The organism is Variovorax sp. J31P179 (assembly GCF_030316985.1).
In the GTDB taxonomy this organism is placed as follows: Bacteria; Pseudomonadota; Gammaproteobacteria; order Burkholderiales; family Burkholderiaceae_C; genus Variovorax; species Variovorax ginsengisoli_B.
Genome location: NZ_JASZYL010000002.1, coordinates 527,704 through 553,684, shown reverse-complemented (window position 1 = coordinate 553,684; position 25,981 = coordinate 527,704). Strand labels below are relative to the sequence as shown.

21 protein-coding genes and 1 pseudogene are annotated in these 25,981 nt (G+C 69.7%); 12 read left to right on the top strand and 10 right to left on the bottom strand.

Annotated elements, in window-relative coordinates:
• The first annotated feature begins 1 nt into the window (after window position 1).
• Complete coding sequence (locus QTI17_RS07015; protein WP_286531906.1) at window positions 2-1,411, top strand: MFS transporter; 1,410 nt, start codon at window positions 2-4, stop codon at window positions 1,409-1,411.
• Window positions 1,412-1,420: 9 nt separating this feature from the next.
• Here QTI17_RS07015 and QTI17_RS07010 read toward each other — a convergent pair whose 3' ends face one another.
• Window positions 1,421-2,875, bottom strand: a complete 1,455-nt coding sequence (locus QTI17_RS07010) for an alpha/beta hydrolase (protein ID WP_286531905.1) — start codon at window positions 2,873-2,875, stop codon at window positions 1,421-1,423.
• Between the two features lie 65 nt (window positions 2,876-2,940).
• Complete coding sequence (locus QTI17_RS07005) at window positions 2,941-4,365, bottom strand: aminotransferase-like domain-containing protein (protein WP_286531904.1); 1,425 nt, start codon at window positions 4,363-4,365, stop codon at window positions 2,941-2,943.
• A gap of 45 nt (window positions 4,366-4,410) precedes the next feature.
• Between QTI17_RS07005 and QTI17_RS07000 the strand changes: the two genes are divergently transcribed.
• The 8 genes and pseudogenes from QTI17_RS07000 to QTI17_RS35015 all read left to right on the top strand — a co-directional run.
• Complete coding sequence (locus QTI17_RS07000) at window positions 4,411-6,015, top strand: MFS transporter (protein WP_286531903.1); 1,605 nt, start codon at window positions 4,411-4,413, stop codon at window positions 6,013-6,015.
• A 76-nt stretch (window positions 6,016-6,091) separates the two neighbouring features.
• Complete coding sequence (locus QTI17_RS06995; RefSeq protein ID WP_286531902.1) at window positions 6,092-8,617, top strand: hypothetical protein; 2,526 nt, start codon at window positions 6,092-6,094, stop codon at window positions 8,615-8,617.
• 19 nt (window positions 8,618-8,636) lie between these two features.
• Entirely contained in the window at window positions 8,637-10,514 is a 1,878-nt protein-coding gene (locus QTI17_RS06990) for a GMC family oxidoreductase (RefSeq protein ID WP_286531901.1), read from the top strand.
• A gap of 61 nt (window positions 10,515-10,575) precedes the next feature.
• Window positions 10,576-11,007 (top strand): hypothetical protein, encoded by a 432-nt coding sequence (locus QTI17_RS06985; protein WP_286531900.1) that lies wholly within the window; start codon window positions 10,576-10,578, stop codon window positions 11,005-11,007.
• Between the two features lie 27 nt (window positions 11,008-11,034).
• Window positions 11,035-12,342 (top strand): hypothetical protein, encoded by a 1,308-nt coding sequence (locus QTI17_RS06980; protein ID WP_286531899.1) that lies wholly within the window; start codon window positions 11,035-11,037, stop codon window positions 12,340-12,342.
• Complete coding sequence (locus QTI17_RS06975; protein ID WP_286531898.1) at window positions 12,324-13,835, top strand: Dyp-type peroxidase; 1,512 nt, start codon at window positions 12,324-12,326, stop codon at window positions 13,833-13,835. The genes QTI17_RS06980 and QTI17_RS06975 overlap by 19 nt, the downstream gene beginning before the upstream one ends.
• Window positions 13,832-15,058, top strand: a complete 1,227-nt coding sequence (locus QTI17_RS06970; protein ID WP_286531897.1) for a catalase family protein — start codon at window positions 13,832-13,834, stop codon at window positions 15,056-15,058. The genes QTI17_RS06975 and QTI17_RS06970 overlap by 4 nt, the downstream gene beginning before the upstream one ends.
• Before the next feature lie 7 nt (window positions 15,059-15,065).
• A pseudogene (locus tag QTI17_RS35015) lies at window positions 15,066-15,251 on the top strand (thioredoxin domain-containing protein); the annotation flags it as partial.
• Window positions 15,252-15,335: 84 nt separating this feature from the next.
• Here the strand turns inward: QTI17_RS35015 and QTI17_RS06965 are convergent.
• From QTI17_RS06965 to QTI17_RS06950, 4 genes are all read right to left on the bottom strand, one after another.
• Window positions 15,336-16,040, bottom strand: a complete 705-nt coding sequence (locus QTI17_RS06965; RefSeq protein ID WP_286531896.1) for a glutathione S-transferase — start codon at window positions 16,038-16,040, stop codon at window positions 15,336-15,338.
• The gene (locus tag QTI17_RS06960; protein WP_503011030.1) at window positions 16,007-17,362 is read right to left on the bottom strand and encodes an MATE family efflux transporter; all 1,356 of its coding nucleotides are present in this window, start codon (window positions 17,360-17,362) and stop codon (window positions 16,007-16,009) included. The genes QTI17_RS06965 and QTI17_RS06960 overlap by 34 nt, the downstream gene beginning before the upstream one ends.
• A gap of 68 nt (window positions 17,363-17,430) precedes the next feature.
• Window positions 17,431-18,006, bottom strand: coding sequence for a DUF2239 family protein (locus tag QTI17_RS06955; RefSeq protein ID WP_286531895.1), 576 nt, complete (start codon window positions 18,004-18,006; stop codon window positions 17,431-17,433).
• Between the two features lie 66 nt (window positions 18,007-18,072).
• Complete coding sequence (locus QTI17_RS06950; RefSeq protein ID WP_286531894.1) at window positions 18,073-18,570, bottom strand: hypothetical protein; 498 nt, start codon at window positions 18,568-18,570, stop codon at window positions 18,073-18,075.
• Between the two features lie 400 nt (window positions 18,571-18,970).
• Between QTI17_RS06950 and QTI17_RS06945 the strand changes: the two genes are divergently transcribed.
• Genes QTI17_RS06945 through QTI17_RS06935 form a run of 3 tightly spaced genes read left to right on the top strand, consistent with a single transcriptional unit; the run spans window position 18,971 to window position 22,700 of the window.
• Window positions 18,971-21,343: a Tex family protein gene (locus QTI17_RS06945; protein WP_286531893.1), complete on the top strand. Its 2,373-nt coding sequence runs from the start codon at window positions 18,971-18,973 to the stop codon at window positions 21,341-21,343.
• 47 nt (window positions 21,344-21,390) lie between these two features.
• Window positions 21,391-22,464: a patatin-like phospholipase domain-containing protein gene (locus QTI17_RS06940; protein ID WP_286531892.1), complete on the top strand. Its 1,074-nt coding sequence runs from the start codon at window positions 21,391-21,393 to the stop codon at window positions 22,462-22,464.
• A 14-nt stretch (window positions 22,465-22,478) separates the two neighbouring features.
• On the top strand, window positions 22,479-22,700 hold the full coding sequence (locus tag QTI17_RS06935) for a hypothetical protein (protein WP_286531891.1): 222 nt from the start codon (window positions 22,479-22,481) through the stop codon (window positions 22,698-22,700).
• Window positions 22,701-22,702: 2 nt separating this feature from the next.
• Here the strand turns inward: QTI17_RS06935 and QTI17_RS06930 are convergent, their stop codons facing one another.
• The 4 genes from QTI17_RS06930 to QTI17_RS06915 are packed head-to-tail and all read right to left on the bottom strand — an operon-like array spanning window position 22,703 to window position 25,944.
• Complete coding sequence (locus tag QTI17_RS06930) at window positions 22,703-23,068, bottom strand: nitrile hydratase accessory protein (RefSeq protein WP_286531890.1); 366 nt, start codon at window positions 23,066-23,068, stop codon at window positions 22,703-22,705.
• Entirely contained in the window at window positions 23,065-23,727 is a 663-nt protein-coding gene (nthB, locus tag QTI17_RS06925; RefSeq protein ID WP_286531889.1) for a nitrile hydratase subunit beta, read from the bottom strand. The genes QTI17_RS06930 and nthB overlap by 4 nt, the downstream gene beginning before the upstream one ends.
• Window positions 23,724-24,353, bottom strand: a complete 630-nt coding sequence (gene nthA, locus QTI17_RS06920) for a nitrile hydratase subunit alpha (protein WP_286531888.1) — start codon at window positions 24,351-24,353, stop codon at window positions 23,724-23,726. The genes nthB and nthA overlap by 4 nt, the downstream gene beginning before the upstream one ends.
• A gap of 19 nt (window positions 24,354-24,372) precedes the next feature.
• On the bottom strand, window positions 24,373-25,944 hold the full coding sequence (locus tag QTI17_RS06915) for an AMP-binding protein (protein WP_286531887.1): 1,572 nt from the start codon (window positions 25,942-25,944) through the stop codon (window positions 24,373-24,375).
• Between the last annotated feature and the right edge of the window lie 37 nt (window positions 25,945-25,981).

Here is a 25,981-nt window from a genome sequence, read left to right as displayed (position 1 = left end):
GATGTCGTCCATCCCCGTCGGCCAGGCCGTCCACACCGCACGCGATGGCCTGCCGCAGCCGCAGCGCCGCCACGCGATGGTGGTGGTCATCCTCGGCATCGCGGTGGCGGTGCTCGACGGCACCATCGTCAACCTCGCGCTGCCCGGGATCGCGCGCGAGCTGCAGGCGGACCCGGCGCACGCGATCTGGGTGGTCAACGCCTACCAGATCGCCGCGCTGGTCATGCTGCTGCCGCTGGCCTCCCTGGGCGACCGGATCGGCTATCGCCGGGTCTACCTCACGGGCATGGCCCTGTTCGCGGCGGCGTCGCTGATCGCGACCCTGTCGCATTCGCTCGGCATGCTGATCGCGGGCCGGGCGCTGCAGGGGCTCGGCGCGGCCGGCATCATGAGCGTCAACGCGGCGCTGGTGCGGCTGATCTACCCCCGGAACCAGCTCGGGCGCGGCATGGCGATCAATTCGATGGTCGTGGCCACCGCCTCGGTCGCGGGCCCTTCGGTGGCGGCCGGCATCCTGTCGATCGCTTCCTGGCCCTGGCTGTTCGCGCTCAACGTGCCGCTGGGGGCGCTGGTGCTGGTGCTCGGGATGCGTTCCTTGCCGTTCAACGAGGCCAAGGCGTCGGGGGTGCGGTTCTCGCTGCTGGACGTGGCGCTCAACGTGGCGATGTTCTCTCTGGTCTTCGTCGGCGCCGACCGGCTGGGCGTGCGCGGCGAGGCCGGGCAGGGCGCCAGCCCGATGGCCTGGCTGCTGCTGCTGGCCGGCCTGGTGGTCGGCTTCGTCTACCTGCGGCGGCAGGCCGCGCAGGCGGTGCCGCTGTTCCCGGTCGACCTGCTGCGCATCCCGGTGTTCGCGCTCTCGATGGGCACCTCGGTCGGCGCTTTCTGCGCCCAGATGCTGTCCTTCATCGCGCTGCCGTTCCTGCTGCTCGACACCTATGGCCGCTCGCACTTCGAGGCCGGCCTGCTGATCACCGCCTGGCCGCTGGCGATCGTGGTGATGGCGCCGATCGCCGGCCGGCTCATCGGCCGCTGTCCGGACGGACTGCTCGGCGGCATCGGGCTGGCCATGCTGGCCACCGGCCTGGCGCTGCTGGCGGCGCTGCCGGCCCAGCCGGGCAACGCCGACATCGTCTGGCGCATGGTCTTGTGCGGCGCCGGCTTCGGCCTGTTCCAGTCGCCCAACAACCACACCATCGTGACCACGCCGCCGCCCCAGCGCAGCGGCGCGGCGAGCGGCATGCTGGGCACCGCGCGGCTCACGGGCCAGACCCTGGGCGCCGTGCTGCTGGCCGGCATCTTCAGCGTCTGGAGTCCGCACGACGGCAAAGGCCAGGTGATCGCATTGGGCCTGGCCGCCTGCTGCGCGGCGGTGGCCGCGGTCTGCAGCACCTTGCGCACGCGGGCCCGGTAGCGCACCGGCTCAGGGCGGCGGCAGGGTCTGCGCGATGCGCTCGGCCATGAAATCGTAGAACGGGTTCGACGACAGCCGCGTGAGCGAATCCAGGCTGACGATCAGGCCGCCGCGCTCGCCACGCATCGCCAGGGCCCCGAGGTTGACGCCGAAATCGTCGCTGTCGTCGGGCCGCAGGCCGTAAAGCGGGTCGGTGAGCGGAAACGGCAGCGCCAGGTGCGAGAGCGAAAACACCTCGAGCGGAAACTCGAGCCCGATCGGCCGCGTCTGGACCGTGGTGGCGCCGGCCTCAGTGACCTGCTCGACCACCTGCCGGCTGTGGACGTCGGCATTGGTGACGAGGGTCGTGCGGAAGCGCCGCGGCGCCGGCGGCAGCACCCGGTCGGGCCGCAGGTCGCTGCCGGAGCGCAGCAGCGGCCCGAACTTGATGCTGCGGTTGAGGTCGAACAGCACCAGCTCGCTGCCGTTCGCGGGCAGCCGTGCATAGAGACCGGTGACGATCGCGCGGGTGCTCACCGTGAAGTCGATCAGCGACTGGAAGGTGAGGGTCGGCGGCATCTGGTCGAGCCGCCCGTCGCGCTCCTCGCGGGCCACGTGGGCCTGCAGGTCGCGCGTGAGCAGCGACGACTGGCGCGCCCCGTTGACCGGGAACGAGTTGTACTTGAAGGGGTTGAACTCCGGCACGATGCCGAGCCAGGCCGCCTTGGCGAAGGCCGGAAAGATCGCCGGCCAGCCGAACACGCCGGCGAAGCGCGACAGCTCGGTGATTCCGATCATCGGCGCGATCAGGATCAGGCGATCGGGCCGCGCCAGCTTCGGGTTGTCGATCGCATCGAGCGCGTACTTGGTCGCCAGTGCGCCGCCGTTCGAGAAGCCGACCACGTGCAGCGGCAGCGGCGCCGGCACGCGGCGGCGTGCTTCGCGCACCGCGAGCTCGGTCGCGGCCGACCAGTCTTCCCATGGCACGTGGGTGAGCCCGGCCGGCACGGTGCCGTGGCCCGGCATGCGGATCGCGACGACCGCGAAACCGCGGTCGCGGTACAAGGTGGCCACGTGGCGCAGGCTGAAGGGGGAATCGGTCAGGCCATGGAGCAGCACCACCACGCCCTTGGGCGGGCCTTGCGGATCGAGCGTGTAGGAGCGGTTCCAGTCCTGTCGGAAGTGACCCGGGTAGATCGGGCTGCCGTCGAAATAGCGGTTCGACGGCGTGCGCAGTTCCGGCGGCAGCTTGTCGGTGACTTCGCGCCGGACCTCGTCGAACGTCGCGTTCTCGGCCGCCAGCCAGGCCGGCCAGTCGGCCTGGCGGATCTGCGCGCCCGACAGTTCGTGCGGCACGTGCGTGTGCCACGGCTCGAGCGGGGGGCCGCGCTGCACATCGTAGGTGCGCACGGCGAGCAGTGTGACGAAAACGATGCCCAGCAACAGCGCGGTGCGCTTCAGCATCCTGGCCAGCCAGGGTCCCATTCCGTTTCCTCTTGCGTTCTTGTTCGGGCAGGCGTTTCGCGGGAAACGTCCTGCCGCGCAATCTATCACGCGGCCCCGGGGCGCCGGCTCGCGATCCGGCCCAGTGTCGCGATCGCCTGCTCGGCGCGTTCGTCCCACGGATGGCCGTAGTTGAGGCGCAGGCAGTTCGTGAAGCCGCGCTGGGCCGAGAAGATCGGCCCCGGGGCGACGCTGATGCCTTGGGCGAGCGCCTGCCGATGCACCTCGAGGGCATCGACGTGCCCGGGCATCTCGACCCACAGGAAATAGCCGCCCGCCGGCCGGGTGGCACGGGTGCCGGGCGGGAAGTGCTCGGCGATGGCCTGCGCCAGCAGGGTCTGCTGCCCGGCCAGCGCGCGCCGGAGCTTGCGCAGGTGCTTGTCGAAGCCGCCCTTCTCGAGGTAGGTCGCCAGTCCGTTCTGGGTCGGCGCCGAGGCGCCCAGCGTGGTGGTCAGCTTGGCGCGGGCCACCGCCCGCGTGAAGCGTCCCGGCGCCGCCCAGCCGATGCGGTAGCCGGGCGCCAGGCACTTCGAGAACGACGAGCAGTGCATCACCAGGCCCTGCGTGTCGAAGGCCTTGGCCGGCAGCGGCCGCTTGTCGTCGAAATAGAGCTCGCCGTAGACGTCGTCCTCGATCAGCGGCACCTGGTGGCGGGCCAGCAACTCGACCAGCGCCTTCTTCTTTGCGTCGGGCATCAGGCTGCCGAGCGGGTTCTGGAAGTTGGTCATGAGCCAGCAGGCCTTGGGCCGATGGCGCTGGATCGCGCGCTCGAGCGCGTCGAGCGCCATGCCTTCGCGCGGATGGGTCGGCACCTCGATCGCCTCCAGGCCCAGTCGCTCGAGCGCCTGCAGCGCGGCATAGAAGGTCGGCGATTCGATCAGCACCGCATCGCCCGGCCGCGTGACGCTGGCGAGGCAGAGGTTCAGCGCCTCGAGGGCGCCGTTGGTGATGACGATCTCGTCGGTGTGGACCTGCACGCCGTCGGCCAGGTAGCGCAGTGCGATCTGCCGCCGCAGCCGCGCGTTGCCGGGCGTCAGGTCGTCCACGGTGCTCCATGGATCGAGGTTCTGGACACTGGAGGCCATGATGCGGCCGAGGCGGGCGAGCGGAAACAGCAGCGGGCTCGGGAAGGCCGAGCCCAGCGGCACCACATCGCGCACCATGGTCGACTCGAGGATCTCGAACACATGCTCGCTGACATCGAGCGGCACGGCGTCGTCCTCGGGCTGCGAGGCAGCCTCGGGCTCGGGCGGCAGTTGCCGGGCGCCTTCGGCCACGTAGTAGCCGGAGCGCTCGCGGGCCCGGATCAGGCCCTGGGCCTCGAGCAGGTAGTAGGCCTGGAACACGGTCGACGGGCTGACGCCGCGGCTGGCCCGCGCCTGGCGCACGGAGGGCAGGCGGTCGCCGGGGTGCAGCACCCCGGTGCGAATCGATTCGGCGATCTCGGCGGCCAGGGCCTGGTAGCGTGTCATGGAGCGGCGATTGTCCGGTACTGCGCGCGGCCTCATACTTTGGCGATGCCGCAGATCGGAAAGCCTCCCGGTGACGACAGCCTGATCCGGCACGGTTGCGAGGCCGCCGACTGCCCGCCGGCTTCGCGGCCCTGGGTGCTCGCCGCGGCCATCGTCGGATCGAGCATGGCATTCATCGACGGCACCGTGGTCAACGTCGCGCTGCCGGCGATCCAGGCCGACCTGCATGCCAGCGCCTTCCAGGCCCAATGGGTGGTCGAGTCCTATGCGTTGTTCCTGGCCGCGCTGCTGCTGGTCGGCGGCGCGCTCGGCGATCACTTCGGACGCCGCAGGATCTTCGCGCTCGGGGTCGCGTTGTTCGCACTGGCCTCGATGGCCTGCGCGCTGGCGGGCGACGTCTCGCAGCTGATCGCTGCGCGCGCGGTGCAGGGCATCGGCGGCGCCTTGCTGGTGCCCGGCAGCCTGGCGCTCATCAGCGCGTCCTTCCCCGAGAAGGAGCGCGGCCGGGCGATCGGCACCTGGTCCGGGTTCAGCGGCATCACGGCGGCCATCGGACCGGTGGTGGGCGGCTTCCTGGTCGACCACTATTCGTGGACCTGGGCCTTCCTGGTCAACCTGCCGATGGCGGCCGTGGTGCTGCTGATCGTCTGGCGCCACGTGCCCGAGAGCCGCGGCGGCGCGGCGGCTTCGGCGCGGCTCGATCCCTGGGGCGCGGCGCTGGCGACGGTGGCGCTCGGGGGCATCGTCTATGCATTCATCGAGGCGCCGACACAGGGCTGGCGCGCGCCCTCGGTGCCGTTCGCGCTGCTGGCGGGCATCGTGGCCAGCGTGGCCTTCGTGATGGTCGAGCTGCGCGTGCGCTCGCCGATGCTGCCGCTCGGACTGATGCGCGTCGGCAACTTCGGCGGCGCCAACCTGCTGACGCTGCTGCTCTATGCGGCGCTCGGCGGAGGGCTCTACTTCCTGCCGCTCAACCTGATCCAGGTCCAGGGCTACTCGGCCACCGTCGCCGGCGCGGCGCTGCTGCCGTTCATCCTGATCATGTTCGCGCTGTCGAGCTGGGCCGGGCAACTGGTCGACCGCATCGGAGCGCGCCTGCCGCTGGTGGTGGGCCCCGCCATCGCCGCCGCCGGGTTCGCGCTGTTCGCACTGCCGGGCGTCGGCGCCGATTACTGGACCTCGTTCTTCCCGGCGGTGGTGGTGCTCGGCTTCGGCATGGCCGTGACCGTCGCGCCGCTCACCACCACCGTCATGAACGCGGTCGGGCCGGAGCTCGCGGGCATCGCCTCGGGCGTCAACAATGCGGTCTCGCGCGCCGCCGCGGTACTGGCGATCGCGGTCTTCGGCGTCGTCATGGCCTGGGCCTTCGACGCCGGCCTGGGCCAGGGCCTGCTCGACATGGGGGCTTCGCCCGAGGCGGCAGCCTTCGTGCGGGCGCAGCGCAGCCAGCTGGCCGGCGCCACGCTGCCGCCGGGTGCCGACCCGGCTGTGGCGGCGGCGCTGCGGCACACCATCAACGCGGCATTCGTCTCCGGCTTTCGCTGCGTCATGCTGCTGTGTGCCGGCCTTGCCCTGCTGAGCGCGGTGAGCGCGTGGCTGCTGATCGGCCGCGCCGAGGCCATCGATCGCCATACGTCGCATGGCCGATAGCCAATAGGGGAGGCCCCCTCCACACTGCGCACTCGATGGCCCGTTCACCCAAGGTCTGGCCGCAGGAGGAATGGCAATGAACCAGGGTTTCCACCGCGCCGCTCGATGGTGGCCGCTGATTGCGTGCGTGCTGCTGGCGGGCTGCTCGAAGGGCCCGCAGCCCGGCGAGGTGCAGGACGAAGCGAAGCTCGCGGGCCGCGACGCGGCATCGTTCCCGCATGCCGGCGAGGACTACTTCCACGACATGGACAACGCAATTGCGCTGTCGCCGGAAGAGATCAAGGGCCGCAACATGTGGCTGGTGTGGAGCGGCGGCAACGACCGCTTCTGGACCCGGATGAGCGACTACACCTTCGGCGCCTTCGACCTGCTGAAGGTGATCAGCTCGCACCCCAGCCTGGGCTATTCGCGGGCCAATCGCTGGCAGTACTTCGGCCTGGTCAACGAACCCTGCTTCAACAACGCCGCCGGGCCCGACAAGGCGCGCCGCGATCTCTGGCTGGATGTCCGCAGCAAGGACTGCGCGCCCGATCCGTTCGAGAACGAGAGCAAGTACCCGGGCGTCGCGATCGGCTCGCGCGGCAAGCCGCTGGGCGACGGCACGACGCAGCCGGTGGGCTCGTTCTACGGCTGGGGCACCGGCATCGCGGGACTGCGCCTGTTTCCGAATCCGGACTTCGACGAGAAGGCCGCCAAGGCATGGGACGCCGAGAAGTACTACACCGACCCGAGCTACTACAACCGCAAGGACCTGGTGCGTCCCTACCGGGTCGGCATGTCCTGCGGCTTCTGCCACGTCGGGCCGAGTCCCGTGAAGCCGCCGGCCGATCCGAACAACCCGAAGTTCGAGAACCTGAGTTCCTCGGTCGGCGCCCAGTACATGTGGGTCGACCGGCTCTTCATCTACAACGCCAACAAGCCCGAGGGCCGGACCAACTACATGTACCAGCTGGCCCACACCTACCGGCCGGGCGCGATGGACACCTCGCTGGTCTCGACCGACGGCATCAACAACCCGCGCACCATGAACGCGGTCTACGACTTCGCCTCGCGGCTCGAGATGGCCCGGCGCATCGGCCGCGAGAAGCTCGCCGGCGGCGAACTCGACAACAAGCAGTTCAACGACTTCATCGCCAGCGGGCCATTGACCGAGTTTTTCTCGAAGGCCGACTCGATGGTCTACACGCCGCACGTGCTCAAGGACGGCGCCGACTCGGTCGGACTGTTGGGCGCGCTGAACCGCGTTTACCTCAACATCGGCCTGTTCAGCGAAGAGTGGCTGCTGCACTTCAACCCGGTGGTCGGCGGCAAGACCATCACGCCGATCAAGATCGCGTCGGCGCAGAAGAATTCGAGCTACTGGCAGGCGACCGAGGCCGGGACGCCGAACACCGCGCTGTTCTTCCTCAAGGCCGCGCAGCCCGACCATCTGAAGGACGCACCCGGCGGCGACAGGTACCTGAACGCCGACGCCGCCACGCTGGAACGCGGCAAGCTGGCTTTCGCCGACACCTGCGCGCGCTGCCATTCGAGCAAGGCACCGCCGCTGCCGGCATCGCTCGAACTCTCGCCGCAACGGTGCGCGGGGCCGGGCTACGTCGACTGCTTCAAGCGCTACTGGGGCTGGACCCAGACCGAGGACTACAAGGTGCAGATGCGCAAGATCGTCCAGGCGCCGGACTTCCTGCAGAACAACTACCTGTCGACCGAGGCGCGGATCCCCGTCACCTTGCTGCGCACCAATGCCTGCAGCCCGCTGGCGACCAACGCGCTGGCGGGCAATATCTGGGACAACTTCTCGTCGCAGACCTACAAGAGCCTGCCCTCGGTCGGCACCGTGACGCTCGCCGATCCCTTCACAGGCGCCCCCAAGCCCTACGAAATGCCAGCGGGCGGACGGGGCTACACGCGGGTGCCGTCGCTGATCAGCGTCTGGTCGACCGCGCCTTTCCTGCTCAACAACACGGTCGGCGAGGCCAACGGCGATCCTTCGGTGGACGGCCGCATGAAGGTCTTCGACCAGGCGATCGAGCAGATGCTGTGGCCCGAGAAGCGCAAGGCCGACGCCCTGCTCGGCGCCAAGGTCGGCGGCACCATCGACCGCACCACCGAGCGCAGCGTGGTCACCATCCCGACCGGCTACGCCCCCGAGGCGCTGCAGCCGCTGCAGGGCGCATTGCACCGCTGGCTGCCGTGGCTGGTGCAGAAGGACGGCGACATCGTGCTGGGTCCGATCCCGGGCGGCGTGCCGGTCAACCTGCTGTCCAACCTCAAGCTGCGTGCCGAGAGCGACGATCTCGGCGACAAGGCCCAGCACGTGAAGGACGCGGGCGCGCTGCTGGTCAAGCTCAAGCTGGCGCTCGCCAGCGCGCCGGCCGGCGCCTCCGACGAAGAACTGCGCCAGCACTTCGCCAACCTGGCCGAGCCGATGCTCGAACTCAGCAAGTGCCGCGACTTCGTGGTCAACCGCGGCCACTACTTCGGCACGGCGGAGTTCAACCGGCAGGACGGACTCAGCGCCGACGAGAAGGCCTTCGGCCGCGAACCCGAGCTGAGCGACGAGGACAAGCGGGCGCTGGTCTCGTTCCTGAAGACCTTCTGAGCCCAGCGAAACGCCACGCATGCAGGGCGCCGATCCGACGACGAGCGACTGGGACTACGTGATCGTCGGTGCGGGCGCGGGCGGCGGCCCGTTGGCGGCCCGGCTCGCCGAACACGGCATGCGGGTCATGCTGCTCGATGCCGGCGGCGATCCGCGCAGCGGCGATGCCCGCCTGCCCGACGACTACGACGTCCCGGCCTTCCATGCCTTCGCCTGCGAGAACCCGGCGCTGCGCTGGGACTTCCGCATCCGCCACTACGCCGACGAGGCGCAGCAGGGGCGGGACTGGAAGTACCAGGCCGGGCAGGGCGTGCTCTACCCGCGCGCCGCCGGCCTTGGCGGCTGCAGCGCGCACAACGCGATGATCTTCATGCCGCCGCACGCCTCGGACTGGGACCGGATCGCGCGGCTGACCGGGGACCCTTCATGGCGCGCGGTGCGCATGCGCCGCTATGCGCAGCGCGTGGAAGATTGCCGCCACCGGCCGGTCTGGCGTGCGTTCAGGCACCTCGGGCTCGATCCGACCGGCCATGGATGGGGCGGCTGGCTGCAGACCGAGAAGTCGATCCCGCTGTCGGTGCTCGGCGACCAGGGCCTGCTGCGGGTGCTGCGCGAGAGCGCGCGCAGCTTCACCCACGACCTGCCGACACCGCTGCTGAGCACGCTGCGCTGGCTGGGTGGCGGCCTCGGCGATCCGAACGCGAGGCGCTGGCGGCCCGGCAGCTTCGAGGGCCTCTGCTACACGCCGCTCGCGACCGCCGGCCACCGCCGCAGCGGCGTGCGCGAACGCCTGCTGGCGGTGGCAGCGCGCCATCCCGATCGGCTGCACATCGAACTCGATGCGCTGGCGACCCGGGTGCTCTTCGATGCCGAGGGCGGCGCCGTCGGCGTCGCCTACATCAAGGGCGCGCGGCTCTACCGTGCGCATGCGGCGCCGAGCGAGCAGGCGGGCGAGGCGCGCGAGGCGAGGGCGCGGCGCGAGGTGATCCTCTGCGGCGGCGCCTTCAACACGCCGCAGCTGCTGATGCTGTCGGGGATCGGCCCGGCCGCAGAACTGGCGGCACACGGCATTCCGCTGCGGGTCGACCTGCCCGGCGTCGGACGCAACCTGCAGGACCGCTACGAGGTCGCGGTCACGCACCGGATGCAGCTGCCGTGGAAGGCGCTCGAGGGCGCGCGCTTCGAGCGCGACGATGCGCTGTGGCGCCGATGGCAGAAAGACCGCGGCGGCATGTACGCGTCCAACGGCGCCGCGCTCGGCGTGGTCCAGCGCTCGCGCGGCGCGGCGGGACCGGACCAGGAGCCGGACCTCTTCTGCATGGCGCTGCTGGCCCGCTTCGAAGGCTATTTCAGCGGCTTCTCGCACTGGATCCGCGACCATCCCGACCAGCTGACCTGGGCCGTGCTCAAGGGTCACACGCGCAATCGCGCCGGCAGCGTGCGACTGCGTTCGGCCGATCCGCGCGACATGCCGCTGGTTAATTTCCACTATTTCGAGGAAGGCGACGATGCCCAGGGCGTCGACCTGAAGGCGGTGGTCGAGGCGATCCGCTTCGTTCGGCGCATGACGGCGCCGCTGAGGGAGAAGGGATGGATCGCCGAGGAAGTGGCGCCCGGCACCGCGGTCGACAGCGACGCGGCACTGGCCGACTATGTGCGGCAGACCGCGTGGGGGCACCATGCCTCGTGCTCGTGCGCGATCGGTGCCGTGGACGCGGGCGGCGTGCTCGACAGCGCGTTCGCCGTGCATGGCGTGAAGCGGCTGCGCGTGGTCGACGCCTCGGTGTTTCCGCAGATCCCGGGCTTCTTCATCGCCGCGGCGATCTACATGATCGCGGAGAAGGCGGCCGATGTCCTGCTCGAGGCGGCGCGTCGAACACCTCTTTCGGCAAGTTGACGAAGCCCATCGAAGGGCTGACACTTTCTGAACGGCGGGGCTTCCGCGGAGGAGAGAGCAGATGGCTTATGACGTCCAACAGTTGCTCGACATGTCGCAGCAGCAACTCGACGAACTGTTCCGCGCCAGCCCGCCCGGAGAGATCCCGAACGGCCAGGCCGACGGCACGGCGATCATCGCGCCCGGCACCCACTACACCCAGTCGATCGCGCAGATCATCAACTTCTTCGGTTGGCAGGGGAAGGTGTTCGACGCCGCGAACGGCGTGCTCAAGAACAAGGTCGGCGTCCTCGGCGTGGAGGCCATCGTCGCCAAGGTCTACCAGGGCAGCAGCTGGCTCGACAACAAGCCGTGCATCGTGCTCGACTACTCCGATACCTCCTTCGTGGCCCAGTGGATCCGCGACGAGATCCGGCTCATCTCCCCGAACTTCTACCTCGGCAAGGTCTATTGGGGCAAGGATCGGTTGATCGACTTCTGCCTCCAGTTCTGAGATGCGGTGACACCCCAATCGCATTTCATGGTGGTCGCGGCCGTCGCGAGCGGCCGGGAGACCGGCCTCCGCAAGCTGCTGGACAGCCTGAACCTGAAGCCCGGCATGGCCGACCCGGACAACGCGCTGGTGCCCTTCGGCCGCTTCGAGCGACTGCATTACGCGCGGTTCGCGCTCCTCACCGACACCACGCTCGGCGATCTCGAGGCCTTCGAACTGCCGCGGCCGCGCGTGCCGCTCTACCTGAGCTTTCTCGGCGAATGCGACGGCCCTGCCAACGACCAGCTGGCCGAGTTCGCGCAGGTCGCGGGCGATGGCCTGCGCAGCGTCTTCGCGCACTGCGAAGGCTTCGATGTCGACGGCAACCTGTTCGCGTGGCTCAAGGCGCGCTCGCTGCCGGTGGCCGCGGGCTACGTCAACCGCATCGGCCGCACCGTGCGGCAGGTGCGCGAAGACAGCGCGCTGCAACGCGCGCTGGCCTCGCAAGTGCCGCGCGACATCGCCGCCGAAGCCGAGGACCCGCAGGCGCTGCGCCATCGCCTGCTGGCCTTCGTGCAGGCCGAGCAGCTCGAGGGGCGGCTGCTGCTGACCTCGCCCGAACGCACGCCCACCGGCTGGTGGCTGCGCAACCTGCTGCATGCCATTGCACCGTTCGCGGTCCTGCTGGTGCTCGTGCTGCTGGTGTGCAGGCTGCCGCTGCTGCTGCCCTTGCTGGTGCTGCTGGCGGTTTGGCTGGTGTGGCAACTGCGGCGCCGCGAGAAGAGCGACCCCGAGTTCTGTCCGCGCCCGGACCGCGAGGCGGTGCAGGAGATGCAGCGCCTCGAAGACCACGACCTCACCAACAGCTTCACCGCCCTCGGTCCCGTCAAGCCGGGGCTGTTCCGGCGCTGGCTCACGCAACTGATCCTCTACGCCATCGACTATGCCTGCCGCCATGTCTTCGGCCGCGGCCACCTGGCGCGGGTGCAGACCATCCACTTCGCACGCTGGGTGTTCCTCGACGGCAAGACCCGGGTGCTGTTCGCGAGCAACTACGACGGCAGCCACGAAAGCTACATGGACGATTTCATCAACAAGGCGGCCTGGGGCCTGAACCTGATCTTCAGCAACGGCTTCGGCTGGCCACGCACCGACTGGCTGCTGAAGGGCGGGGCGCGGCACGAGTTGCGCTTCAAGTACTACCAGCGGCGGCACCAGCTGCCGACCCAGGTCTGGTACAAGGCCTACCCCGGCCTGACCTTGACCGACCTGGAGCGCAACCGGCGCATCCGCGAGGGCTTCGAGATGCACCAGGTGACGGACGCCCAGGCGCTCGAATGGCTGAGGCTGCTATGAGCGCCACGGCGGTCGAGTACGACGACATCCAGGGCCTGGTGCGCTTCGGCTACAGGCGCCTGACCCAGGCCTGCTTCCTGTTGTTGCGCGTGACCGATGCGCAGGCTGCACGCGACTGGCTCGCACGCGCACCGGTCAGCAGCGCGACGACGCAGGAGCCGCCGCCGACCACCGCCCTCCAGGTGGCCTTCACCAGCGCCGGGCTGCAGGCGCTGGGGGTTCGGCCGGACGTCGTCGAGGGCTTCTCGCACGAGTTCATCGTCGGCATGGCGAGCGACGCCAGCCGCGCGCGAAGGCTCGGCGATCTGGGCGCCAACGATCCGGGAGGCTGGCTGTGGGGCGGCTCGCCGGAACGCCTGCCGCACGTGCTGTTGATGCTCTATGCGGCGCCGGGCGGCCTCGACGAGTGGCAGCACAGCGTGCTGGCGCAGTGCGAGCAGGGCTTCGAGCAGCTCGGGTACCTCGACACCGCCGACATGGACGGCGTCGAGCCCTTCGGGTTCGCGGACGGCATCTCGGAGCCTTCGATCGACTGGCGGCGCGAACGCCGGGCGCGCGACGAGGAGGTCGGCCGCTACAGCAACCTGTCGTGCCTCGGCGAGTACCTGCTGGGTTACCCGAACGAGTACGGCGCCTACACCGACCGGCCGCTGCTCGATGCCGACCGCGATCCCGATGCGCTGCTGCCGCGCGCCGAAGACGCGCCCGACAAGGTCGACCTGGGCCGCAACGGCAGCTACCTGGTGCTGCGTCAGCTGGAGCAGGATGTCTCCGGCTTCTGGCGCTTCATGGATGCGCAGGTCGGAGGCGACCCGGCGCTGCGCAAGCAATTGGCCGAGGAGATGGTCGGCCGGACGATGGAAGGCGAGCCATTGGTCGGCCGCACCGGCGAACGCATCCAGGGCGAGGAGGACCCGCGCAACAGCTTCACCTATGGCGGCGACGGCGAAGGCCTGCGCTGCCCGATCGGCGCCCACATCCGGCGCAGCAATCCACGCAACGCCGACCTGCCGCCGGGCAGCCCGGGTTTCTATTCGTGGGTCAGGCGGACGCTGGGTTTCGATGCCACGGCCCTGGCGGCCGACAAGGTCTCATCGACCCGCTTCCACCGGCTGCTGCGGCGCGGCCGCGAATACGGCCGCGCGGTCTCGGTCGAGCAGGCCCTGTCGCCGGCGCCGGCGAACCCGGGCGACGCCACCGGCCTGCACTTCATCTGCCTGGGCGCCAACATCGCGCGCCAGTTCGAATTCGTGCAGTCGGCCTGGCTCGCGGGCCTGCGCTTCGATGGCCTGCCTGGCGACAGCGACCCGCTGACCGGCAACCACCTGCCGCGCGACGACGGCACGCCGACCGACGGCTTCGCGATGCCGCTCGACTCCGGCCCGGATCGACGCGTCTGCGGGCTGCCGCAGTTCGTGACGGTGCGCGGTGGGGCCTATTTTTTTCTGCCCGGCCTGCGGGCCTTGCGCTACCTGTCGAAGGTGCAGCCATGAACTCGAATGCCAGCCGTCCGACGCCGCGGGCCAACACCGGCTCGGCCTGGCGCAACTTCGTCAGCGATTCGGGGATGGCGCTGATCCGGCTGGAGCGCCGCTTCGATCCGCTGCTGCGGCCGGCCTTCGACGCCTTCCTGCGCGATCCGCTGGCGCGCTTCACGACCGCGCTGATCAACCGGCGGCGCACCGACGAGGGCCTGGCGATCGCCGAGGAGCGGCTGCTGCCCGACGAGGAGAGCTTCACCGACTCGATCGTCAAGAGCTTCACGCGCCAGATGACCGATCTCTGGAAGCCCGGTGGCTTCGAGCGCGGCGGCAACACCAAGACCCAGGGCATCGTGCGCGGCGAGTTCCGGGTGCACGACGACATCCCCCCGCACATGAAGCGCGGCATCTACGCCGAGCCGCGAACCTTCCGCTGCTGGGTGCGCTTCTCGGGGCCCGGCCCCTACGTCACGCCGGACATCGACGATGTCGGCTTCATGAGCATCAGCATCAAGCTCATGGGCGTGCCGGGGCCGAAGCTGATGGACGAAGAGCAGCACACGCTCGACATGTTCGCGGTTTCGACCCCGACCTTCGTCACGCCCGACGCAAAGTGCAACGCGGCGCTGCAGCGCGAGAGCGTGAAGAACGCGCAGATCTTCTACTTCGTGAACCTGCACGACCCGCATGTGCTCGACCTCATCATGCAGTCGCTCTTCATCAAGACCCAGAGCAGCCCGTTCGAGGCGCCGTATTTCAGCTGCGTGCCCTACCTGATGGGCGAAGGCCAGGCGATGCAGTACTCGGTCTGGCCGAAGACCCGGCAGCGCACGCCGATCCCGCGGCTGCCGCTGCGTCCGCCCGACGACTACCTGCGCCAGGCGATGGTGTCGGCGCTGGCCAACGACGATGTCGAGCTCGACTTCCGGGTCCAGATGCAGACCGATCCGCACCTCATGCCGATCGAGAATGCCGGCGTGCTGTGGCCCGAGAAGCTGTCGCCGCGCGTCAGCGTGGCGACGCTGCGGCTGCCGCGCCAGACCTTCGATTCACCGGCGCAGATGGAATTTGCGAAGCGGCTCTCGTACAACCCGTGGCACACGATCGCAGAGCACCGGCCGCTCGGCAACCAGAGCCGCGCGCGCCGGCGGATGTACTGGGAGCTGGCCAAGCTGAGGCACACGATGAACGCGGTGCCGCATTACGAGCCGACGGGGGACGAGGTGTTCGAGTAGGCCTCTGATGATCGTCCACACCTTCGGCCCCGCCTGGAACGCCATCGACCTGAGTCCCTTCGCCGTCAAGCTCCTGACCTGGCTGCGGATGGCGCAGCTGCCGTGCACCACGCAGGTCGCCAACGTGCGGAAGATGAGCAACAGCAAGCTGCCGGCCCTGACGCTGGACGACGGCAGGCTCGTCAACGACTCGCAGCAGATCATCGGAGCTGGTCGCCAGCCGTGCGAACCTGGTGCGCTACCACCAGCGGATGCTGCGGCAGTACTGGCCGGAGCGCTACGCGGCGCCCGGCTGACCGGGCGGAAAACCGATGCCGGGCTGGCCGCTTCGCCACGGCGCGTGCTTCGCCATCACGCGCTCGAAGACCGGCGCTTCGAGCCGAGCCCGCAACCATCCGCGCAATGCGGGCCACGGCTGCTGGTCGAACCAAGCCGCGTCGACCTGCGCGAACTGCCGCACGAAGGGCGCGATCGCCATGTCGGCCAGCGCGGCGTGCTCGCCGTGCAGGCAGCGCGCGGACTGCAAGCGAGCCTCCAGCCGGGCGAGGAAGAGGGCGCCTTGCGCCCGATGCGCTTCGGCGTTCGAACCGGGCTGCCGCTCGGGGTACTTGTAGCCGTCCAGGTCGCGCTTGAAATCGCCGTCGCAGGCGGCGATCAGTGCGAGCATGTCTTTCAGCGTGCCGCGCGCGGGTCGCAACCAGCCGTCGGGGTCGCTGCGTTCCAGCGCCCACAGCATGATGTCCAGGCTCTGGTCGATCACGCGGCCGTCGGTGTCGACCAGCACCGGCACCGTGCCCTTCGGCGAGGCGGCCAGCAGCTCGGCCGGCTTGTCGCGCAGCACGACCTCGCGCAGTTCGCAGCGCTGGCCGCTGACCGCGATCGCCATCCGCGCCCGCATCGCATACGGACAGCGCCGGAACGAGTACAGGACCGGCTGCGCGGCCGCGCTCAGATCAGCCTTCGGATCGCCTTCTTGCGCCATACGAACCGGTAGTAGCAGGCCTGCAGCGTCAGCATCGCGCTGAATGCCACCGGGTAGGCCACCCAGATGCCGTTGAGTCCGAAGCGCCGCCCCAGCCACCAGGCGACCGGCACCTCGATCAGCGCGATGCAGAAGACCGAGATCGCCGTCGGCACCAGCACCGAGCCGCTGGCGCGCATGATCCCCGACAGCGCCGAACCCATGCCGAAGATGACAGTGCTCCACAGCATGATGTGCAGCAGCGTCTGGGCCACTTCGATCACTGGTTCGCTGGTGATGAAGAAGCCCATCAGCGGTCGCGAGAACAGGTAGCCCAGCAGCACCAGCGAGCCGGTCAGCACCAGGTTCATGAGCAGCGCGGTGCGGGTGATGGCGCCGAGGCGGTTCGCATGGCCGGCGCCGATCGCCTGGGCGCCGAGGATCGACGCCGTGATGGCGATCGAGATCGCCGGGAACTGCACGTAGGCCACCACCTGGTTGACGGCGCCGTAGGCCGCCGTGGCGTTCGAGCCGTAGGCGTTGACGAAGGACAGCAGCGCGATCTCGGCCAGCGACACGACGATCATCTGCACGCCGGTCGGAACGCCCACCTTGAGCACCGCTTTCAGAAGCGCCGGTCGGACCCGGAGGTGCCGCATGAAATCGGCATCGGGTGCCAGCACGCTTTTCTTGCGCCGCAGGTGGAAGCCCAGCCAGGCCGTCGCCACCACGAAGGAGACGACGGTGGCGCAGGCGCCGCTGGCCACGCCGAGCTGCGGCAGCCCGAACCAGCCCTTGATCAGCGCTGGCGTGATCAACAGGCCGAGCGCGGTCGAGATCATCAGCGTGTAGAGCGGCGTGACGGTGTCGCCGACGCCGCGCAGCATCGCGGTCGACAGCAGGAACACGAACAGCCCCGGCATCGCGATCAGGATGATGCGGGCGTAGCGCGTGGCATCGGGGAGGATGTCGGCCGGCGTGCCGAGCAGCTTCAGCATCGGCTCGGTGAAGACGCCGCCGAAGAACGCGACGCCGAGGCCGAACAGGATGCCCACCGTGAGCGTGGTCCCGGCCACGGCGCGCGCCTTGTCGGGCTCGCGGGCGCCCCAGGCCTGGCCGATCAGCACCGAGGCGCCGGCGCCCAGCCCGATGGTGAAGGCAATGAAGAAGAACATCACCGGAAAGAAGCCCGACACCGCCGCCAACGCGCCGACGCCGAGCATCTGGCCCAGGTAGATGTTGTTGATCGTGCCCGACAGCGACTGCAGGATGTTGCTGAGCAGCATCGGCGCGAGGAACAGCAGGAACACCTTCCACAACGGCTTGGAGGCCATCGCCGCCAGGCGCGGGTTGACGGGCGGCGCCTTCTGCAGCGGCGCCGGGTCGGCGAGCACGGCCGGGTCGCGGGTGCTCATGCTTGGCTCCAGGCCGGGGCGGAGAGTCGCCTGAGTTGTTCGACCACGTCCTCGGGCCAGGCGGCGATCAGGTCGCCGAAGCGGGCCCGCTCGCCCGCGAACAGGGCGCGGGCGGCTTCCTCGAAACCGGGCAGGTCGCCTGCGATCGCGGTCATGAAGCGGTAGGCGGCTTCGCGTGCGGCCCGCTGCGCGTCGCGGTCGGCATGCACGTGACGGGCCTCGTCGACCAGCTTGCGCAGGGCCACCGAGGCGCCGCCGGGCTGGCGGTTGAGCCAATCCCAGTGGCGCGGCAGCAAGGTGACTTCGCGCGCGACCACGCCCAGCTTGGGACGGCCGACGCCGCGCGCCACCGGGTCGTCGCAGTGCCCGGGGGCCGGCGCTGATTCAGCGCCTGCGCGCAGGTCGAGGTCGAGGCGCTCGCCGGTCAGGTCGTCGAAGACCAGGGGCGGCGCGCCGTTGTCAGCTTGCTCGATCTCGCGCAGCCGCGCGATCACTTCGGGGCGCGGGCCGGAGGCGATGCGACGGAAGCCGGCGAACGCGGACAGGGTGGGTTCAGGGGTAGGGGAAGGCATTGGGCGCGAATAATACCCGGGCAAAAAGCATTTGGCAATCTACCCGGACAAAATTGATCGACGAATTCAGGAGGTGTGGCGCACCGCATGCCACCAGCGGCGCAAGCCAGACCTTGCGCGGCCGACCGCCCGCCAGGGGGCGCTCAGGCGAACGCGTTCGAGGACGCCGTCCTTCCAGACCTTCCAGCGCGGGTAGAAGCGAGCGAACCACGGCAATTGCATCAATGCCGGCTCGACCAGCTGGAACAGCCGGGCCAGGATCGCGGTCCCGACCAGCTTGGCGACCAGCAAGAGCAGCAGCGCGCTCATCGCGTGTCCCTCGCCGAGCAGGAAGAGTCCGAAAAGCTTGACCGGGAGCAGCATCAGCGCCGGCAGAAAGAAGGCCAGCACAGCCCCCCACGGCGGCAGGGAGCGCACCGCCGCCTCGATGCGCGCCCAGACGCGCAGCTTGGCCAGCCGGGCCGTTGCGCGGGCCATCGGCTCCCAGCCCCATTCCTCGAACAGCAGCACCGGCACCAGGAGGGCGGTGGCGACAGCGCGCAGGAGTTTGGCAAGGAGGCGCATGGCCGATGCATTGTGATCGCTGGGCGGTGCGGGTTGCGGCTTCAAGTCGAATTCGAGAATTTTCTCCAGGCCCCGGAGGTTCGCGATCGGGGTTCGACGCATTACAAATCGGTCATGAGTAAGGGGAAAAAATGACGGGATCCACCATCACCGCCAAAGGCTGCGGCTGTACCGCAACGCCACGGCCGACTTTGGCGACTGCCTGCATATCGCCCTGGCGGCACAGGCGGGTGAATCGCCGCTCTGGACTTTCGACAAGCGCGCAGCCAAGGTCGGTGGGTCACGGGTGCTGAGTCGGTCATCTGGTCCGCGGGACCTGGCGGGGTCTGCCTATGGCAAACTTCCTGGCTTTATCCGGCTGGCCGCCCGGCGGCCCAGGCCCCAGGGACGCCCTTCAGACATGCAGAAAATCATTCGCCAGCTCGCGGCCGAGATCAAGGTCGGCGAGCACCAGGTGAAGGCCGCCGTCGATCTGCTCGACGGGGGTGCCACCGTGCCCTTCATCGCCCGCTACCGCAAGGAAGCCACCGACGGCCTCGACGACACCCAGTTGCGTGAGCTCGAAGCGCGCCTGTCCTATCTGCGAGAGCTGGAAGACCGTCGCGCAGCGGTGCTGAAGAGCATCGACGAGCAAGGCAAGCTGACGCCCGAGCTGCGCGCCGCGATCGACGCAGCGCCGACCAAGCAGGAGCTTGAAGACCTGTACCTGCCGTTCAAGCAGAAGCGCCGCACCAAAGGGCAGATCGCGCGCGAATTCGGCATCGAGCCGCTGGCCGACAAGCTGCTGGCCGATCCCACGCTCGATCCGGCGGTCGAGGCCAAGGCCTTCCTGCAGCCCGCGACCACGCTGGACGATGGCAAGCCGGGGCCCGATTTCTCGACCGTCCCGGCGGTGCTCGACGGCGTGCGGGACATCCTGTCCGAGCGCTGGGCCGAGGACGCCCCGCTGGTGCAACGGCTGCGCGAATGGCTCTGGGCCGAGGGCCTGCTCAAGTCCAGCCTGATGGCGGGCAAGGACGAGAACAACGCCGACGTCGCCAAGTTCCGCGACTACTTTGACTACGACGAGCCGATCGGCCGCGTGCCCTCGCATCGCGCACTGGCGGTCTTCCGCGGCCGCGCGCTGGAGATCCTCGATGCCAAGCTGGTGTTGCCGGTCGAGCCCGAACCGGGCAAGCCCTCGATCGCCGAAGGCAAGATCGCCCTCCACCTGGGCTGGAGCCACGCCGGCCGCGCCGCCGACGACCTGATCCGCAAGTGCGTGGCCTGGACCTGGAGAGTCAAGCTGGCGCTGTCGACCGAACGCGATTTGTTCACCCGACTCCGCGAGGATGCCGAAAAGGTCGCGATCAAGGTCTTCGCCGACAACCTGCGCGACCTGCTGCTGGCGGCGCCAGCCGGTCCGCGCGTCGTGATGGGCCTGGACCCTGGCATCCGCACCGGCGTCAAGGTGGCGGTGGTCGATTCGACCGGCAAGCTGGTCGAGACCGCGACCGTGTTCCCGCACGAGCCGCGCAAGGACTGGGAAGGCTCGCTGCACACGCTCGGCAAGCTGTGCGCCAAGCACGGCGTCAACCTGATCGCGATCGGCAACGGCACCGCCAGCCGCGAGACCGACAAGCTGGCCGCCGACCTGATCAAGCTGCTGGCCAAGATGACGGCGCAAGCCGGCGCGCCGGCCGTCAACGTCGACAAGGTGGTGGTCAGCGAGGCCGGCGCCTCGGTCTACTCGGCCAGCGAATTCGCGTCGCAGGAAATGCCCGACGTCGACGTCAGCCTGCGCGGCGCCGCCAGCATCGCGCGGCGGCTGCAGGACCCGCTGGCCGAACTCGTCAAGATCGACCCGAAATCGATCGGCGTCGGCCAGTACCAGCACGACGTCAACCAGAGCGAGCTCGCGCGCACCCTGCACGCGGTGGTCGAGGACTGCGTGAACTCGGTCGGCGTCGACCTCAACACCGCCAGCGTGCCGCTGCTGTCGCGGGTCTCGGGCCTGTCGGCCAGCGTCGCCAAGGCCGTGGTGCGATGGCGCGAAGCCAACGGCGCCTTCGCCAGCCGCCAGCAGCTGCTGGACGTCAGCGGCTTCGGCGCCAAGACCTTCGAGCAGAGCGCGGGCTTCCTGCGCATCCGCGGCGGCAGCAATCCGCTCGACATGACCGGCGTGCACCCCGAGACCTACCCGGTGGTCGAGCAGATGATCGAGAAAACCGGCAAGCCGGTGGCCGAGCTGATGGGCCGCGCCGACATGCTCAAGACCCTCAAGCCCGAGCTGTTCGCCAACGAGAAGTTCGGCGTCATCACGGTCAAGGACATCCTCGGCGAACTCGAGAAGCCGGGTCGCGATCCGCGCCCGGACTTCAAGGTGGCGCGCTTCAACGACGGCGTGGACGACATCAAGGACCTGGTCGAGGGCATGGTGCTCGAGGGCACGGTCAGCAACGTGGCGCAGTTCGGCGCCTTCGTCGACCTCGGCGTGCACCAGGACGGCCTGGTGCACGTGAGCCAGCTCTCGCACAAGTTCGTCAACGATGCGCGCGAGGTCGTGAAGACCGGCGACATCGTGAAGGTCAAGGTGATGGAGGTCGACGTCGCGCGCAAGCGCATCGGCCTGTCGATGAAGCTCGACGCCGCGCCGGCGCGCCGCGACGGCCCGCGCGACAACCGCTTCGAAGGGGCAGGGCGGGGCCAGCAGGGCCCGCGCCGCGACAACTCGCCGCCGCCGGCCGGCCAGATGGCCTCGGCTTTCGCCAAGCTGCAAGGGCTGCGCAAGTAAATGGCGCCTGCCCGCGACAGCGCACGGTTCTTGCCTCTCGTCCAGGCATGAAGGCGCTTCGCATCTACGCCGGCCCGGCCGCCCGCGAGCACATCGCCGCCCATGGCCTGCACCCGCAGGACGTGCGCACGGTGCCGGGCGCGGCCGGCGGTCCCAAGGGGCTGGTGCTCGGCCCGATCGACCGTTTCCTGTTCGGCGACTGGCTGCCGCGGAGCACGCACGCCATCGACCTGGTCGGCGCCTCGATCGGCGCCTGGCGGCTGGCCAACGCCTGCCTGGACGACACCGAGACTGCCTTCGAGCAGTTCGAGCAGGGCTACATCCACCAGCATTTCGAGCTGCCGCCGGGCCAGAAGCGCCTGAGCGCGAAGCAGGTCAGCAGCCAGTTCGGCGAGGGCCTGCGCAGCTTCTACGGCGGCCGCACGGCGGAGGTGCTGGGGCATGCGCGCTACCGGCTGCACGTGATCACCTCGCGCGGCCGGCACATCCTCGGGCGCGAGGGCCGGGCCCGCACGCCGGTGGGCTACCTCGGCGCCTTCCTCACCAACAGCGTGCACCGCAAGAGCCTCGGGGCTTGGCTGGAGCGCGTCGTGTTCTCGACGCCGGGCGCGGCGCTGCCTTTCGGCACGCGCGACTTCCGGACCCGGCAGGTGAACCTGGTCGAGGCCAACTTCGAGCTCGCGCTGCAGGCCTCGTGTTCGATCCCGTTCATGCTCGAGGCGGTGCACGACATTCCGGGTGCGCCCGCCGGGGCCTACTGGGACGGCGGCATCACCGACTACCACCTGCACCTCGACTACGGCAATGCCGAGGGCGTGGTGTTGTACCCGCATTTCCAGCAGGCGGTGGTGCCGGGCTGGCTCGACAAGGGCCTCAAGTGGCGCCACAAGCCGACCGGTTTCCTCGACCGCATGGTGGTGCTGGCGCCGGATCCGGAATGGGTCCGGACTTTGCCCAACGGCAAGCTGCCCGACCGCAACGACTTCATCCGCTACGGCAACGACCTGCGCGGGCGCATCAAGGCCTGGAGCACTGCGGCGCAAGAGTCGCGCCGGCTGGCGGACGAGTTCGCCCAGTGGCTGGACCAGGGCTGCGGCGTTCAGGACGTGCGACCCCTCTAGCCAGAAAGCTCCCCATGAACCCGCTGCGAATCCTCGGCCTGGTCCTGATCGCCGCCGGCCTGCTGGCACTGGCGATCGGCCATGTCAGCGTCACCCGATCGACCCACCAGATCAAGATCGGGCCGGTCGAACTGGCGGTGAAGGAGAAGCAGGACATCGAGCTGCCGGTCTGGGCCGGTATCGGCGCGATCGTCGTGGGTGGGGTGCTGGTGGTGCTGGGCGGACGCAAACGCTGACGTCAGCCGAAATCGCGCTCTTGCAACGCGATGGCGTGCCCGTGCGGCGTGCGATCCGCCGCCCGGTCCCAGGCCTGCCGATAGCGTTCGAGTTCCACGGCCGAACTTGCGCCCTTGTCCGCGACCAGCGACTCCAGTGCTGCAAGCCAATGGCGGTAGTAGGTGTCGCCGAGGTCGGCGTCGCCGGCCGCCCGGGCGGCACCGATCTGCCGCGCCAGCGCATCGGCCCATTCGGGCCAGGTGAAGAGGCCGCGCTGGTGGAGCGAGACGGCCAGGGCGAAGGCGTGCGCTTCCCAGGGCTCGCGGAACACCGGCTCGGTGCCGTCGTCGCTCGGCATGCCGGGCAGCAGCGGGATGGCCTCGTTCATGCGGCCGGCTCCAGGTAGCTTTCCCAGGCGTCGACCGAGACGCTGAGCCCGGGCTCGGCGCTTTCGCCCCACAAGGCCACGCCGTCGAAGACGACCGTGTAGAGCCATTGCGGCTGTTCGCCCAGTCCCTGCGCGTGCGCGTCGGCGAACACGTGCATGCCGTGCAGGTGCTCGATGGTGCCGACCTTGCCCTGAACGTAGCCGGGCAGGCGGGTGTGGTGCTCGACCGCACCGCTGCGGGTGCGCACGCGCTCTCCGGGCGCGAAGCGCGCCGGCGCGGTGGCGGGGCGTTCGGTGGCCGTCCCCCGGGCCAGGGCGGCCGGCACGTCGGCGGCCCGCAGCACGCGCTTGACCGGCCGCGGTGCATGCAGCATCCGGCCCGCGGCCAACTCGTCGGGCTGCAATTGCAGTCGCTCGGCCATCATCTTTTCGAGTGCCGCGAGCCATATCTGGTAATAGCTCAGCCGGGCGTAGTCGGGCAGGGTCTCGCGTGCGGCGCGGCTGGCATCGATGTTCCAGGAGCCGGTACCGCCCATCGCCAGCGTCAGGGCCAGCGCACGGGCCTCCCATGGCGCATGGAAGGTTTCGCCTTCGGGTTCGGGGACGATCGCACCGGGCAGATCGCGGCCGCCGAGGTCGGCATGAGAGAGGTAGCTCATGGCGCGGCCTCCGGCATGCGGGCGAGGCCGGTGCCGATCATCGAATCCCGGGTCACGAGTTCGGCCAGGGCTTCTTCGCTCCAGCCCTCGGTGCCGTCCGGACGCTGCGGAATCACGAGATAGCGCACCTCGGCCGTGGAGTCCCAGACCCGGATCGCGGTCGATGCGGGCAGCCGCACGTCGAACTCGGCCAGCACACCGCGCGGGTCCTTCACGGCCCGCGAGCGGTAGGGCGCGCTCTTGTACCAGGTCGGCGGCAGCCCCAGCACCGGCCAGGGGTAGCAGCTGCACAGGGTGCAGACGACCATGTGGTGCTGGCTGTCGGTGTTGGCGACCGCGACCATGTGCTCGCCCTGGCGGCCGCTGTAGCCGAGCGAGGCGATCGCCGCGGTGGCGTCCTTCAGCAGCCAGTCGCGGAAGGCCGGGTCGACCCAGGCCCGCGCCACCACGCGGGCACCGTTGCGCGGGCCGATCTTCGTCTGGTAGGTGTCGATCAGGACATCGAGGGCGGCCGGGTCGATGTAGCCCTTCTGCGTGAGCACGGTCTCCAGGGCGCGGACCCGCAGGTCCATTTCGCCGAGCTCGCTGTGGTCGTCGGGATGCGCGTGGTCGTGGTCGTGTGCCATGCGCGGATGCTAGCGCGGCTCAGCGCTGGTACAAGTCCTTGTGCTGCCCGCGGATCAGGTGCTTCTGCAGCTTGCCCGTGCCGGTGCGCGGAAACTCCGACACGAAGACGATCGCCTTCGGGGCCTTGAAGCCGGCCAGCCGGCCGGCGCAGTGCGCCATCAGCGCCGCTGCGTCGAGTTCCGCCCCGGGCCGGCGCACCACCACGCCGGTGATCGCCTCGCCCCAGTGCGGATGGGGCAGGCCCACCGCCGCGGCCTCGGCCACGTCGGGGTGGTCCATCAGGCAGCGCTCGACCTCGATCGAGGCCACGTTCTCGCCGCCGGTCTTGATCACGTCCTTGTAGCGGTCCTCGAACCAGATCGCGCCGTCGTCGTCGATGTGCGCGACGTCGCCGCTATGGAACCAGCCGTGGCGCAGGCAGGCCCGGCTTTCCTCGGGCATGTTCAGGTAGCCGTTCATGACCTGCGGCCCTCGGTAGACCAGTTCGCCGGTCTGGCCGCGCGGCAGCAGCCGGCCCTGCTCGTCCATCACGGCGACCCGCGTCATCGCGGTGGCGGTGCCCCAGGTGGCGGCCTTGCTCCATTGGTGTTCGGGCCGCTGCACGCAGGTGGCTGGCGTGAATTCGGTCTGGCCCGAGCCGAGCACGACGTCGGCGTTCGGGAACATGGCATGGATGGCAGTGAGGCGCTCGTGCGGCATCGGCGCCATCGCATACATCGCGCGGCGCATGGCCGGGAAGGTCCGGCCCTGGAGCGCGGGGTGGCCGAGCAAGAGGCCATACATCATCGGCAGCAGCACGACCAGGTGGACGCCTTCGGCCTCGAACAGCGTCGCCACCTGCTGCGGCTCGAAGCCCTGCGTCAGCACCAGCGTGCCGCCGATCACCATCAGCGGCAGCACCACGCTGTTGAGCATGGCGCAATGGAACAGCGGCAGCGCGACCAGCGAGGTGTAGCCCGGCCCGCCCTGCAGCGCCAGCGCACCGGTCAAGCCCGCCATCACGACCGCGAGGTGGCTGGTCAGCACGCCCTTCGGATTGGAGGTGGTGCCGCTGGTGTAGAGCAGCTGCACGACGTCCCGGTCGTGGACTTCGACCTCGAGCGGGGCGCTGCGGCCGCTGGCCAGCAGCTGGTCGAATTCGGGGCCGGTGTGGAAGCGATGTGCGAGCCGGGGCAAGTCCTCGGCCAGCACGCCCCTGGCCATGTCGGCGAGCGGGGCCTCGACGATCAGCACGCGGGCGGCGGCATCGCGCAGGCACCAGGCGATCTCGGAGGGGCGCAGCCCGAGGTTGACCGGCGCGCACACCAGGCCGGCCCGCGCGCACGCGAAGTAGGTCAGCAGCAGCTCGGTGCAGTTGCGCGCCATCACGGCCACCACGTCCTGGTGCCGGAGCCCGAGCCCGAGCAGCGCGTGCCCGAGCCGGTCGACCTGGCGGTCGAAGTCGGCGTAGCTGAGCCGCCGCGCGCCGTCGACGATCGCCACCTGGTGCGGATGGAGGTCGGCGGCGCGGGTGACCGTGTCGGCGACGCAGACCCGCTCGATCAGGTTGCGGCCGAGTGCGCCCGAAGGGTCGGATTCATGCAGAGGCATTGCGGTCTCGCTGTAGGTTGTGCCGCGACGATAGGGA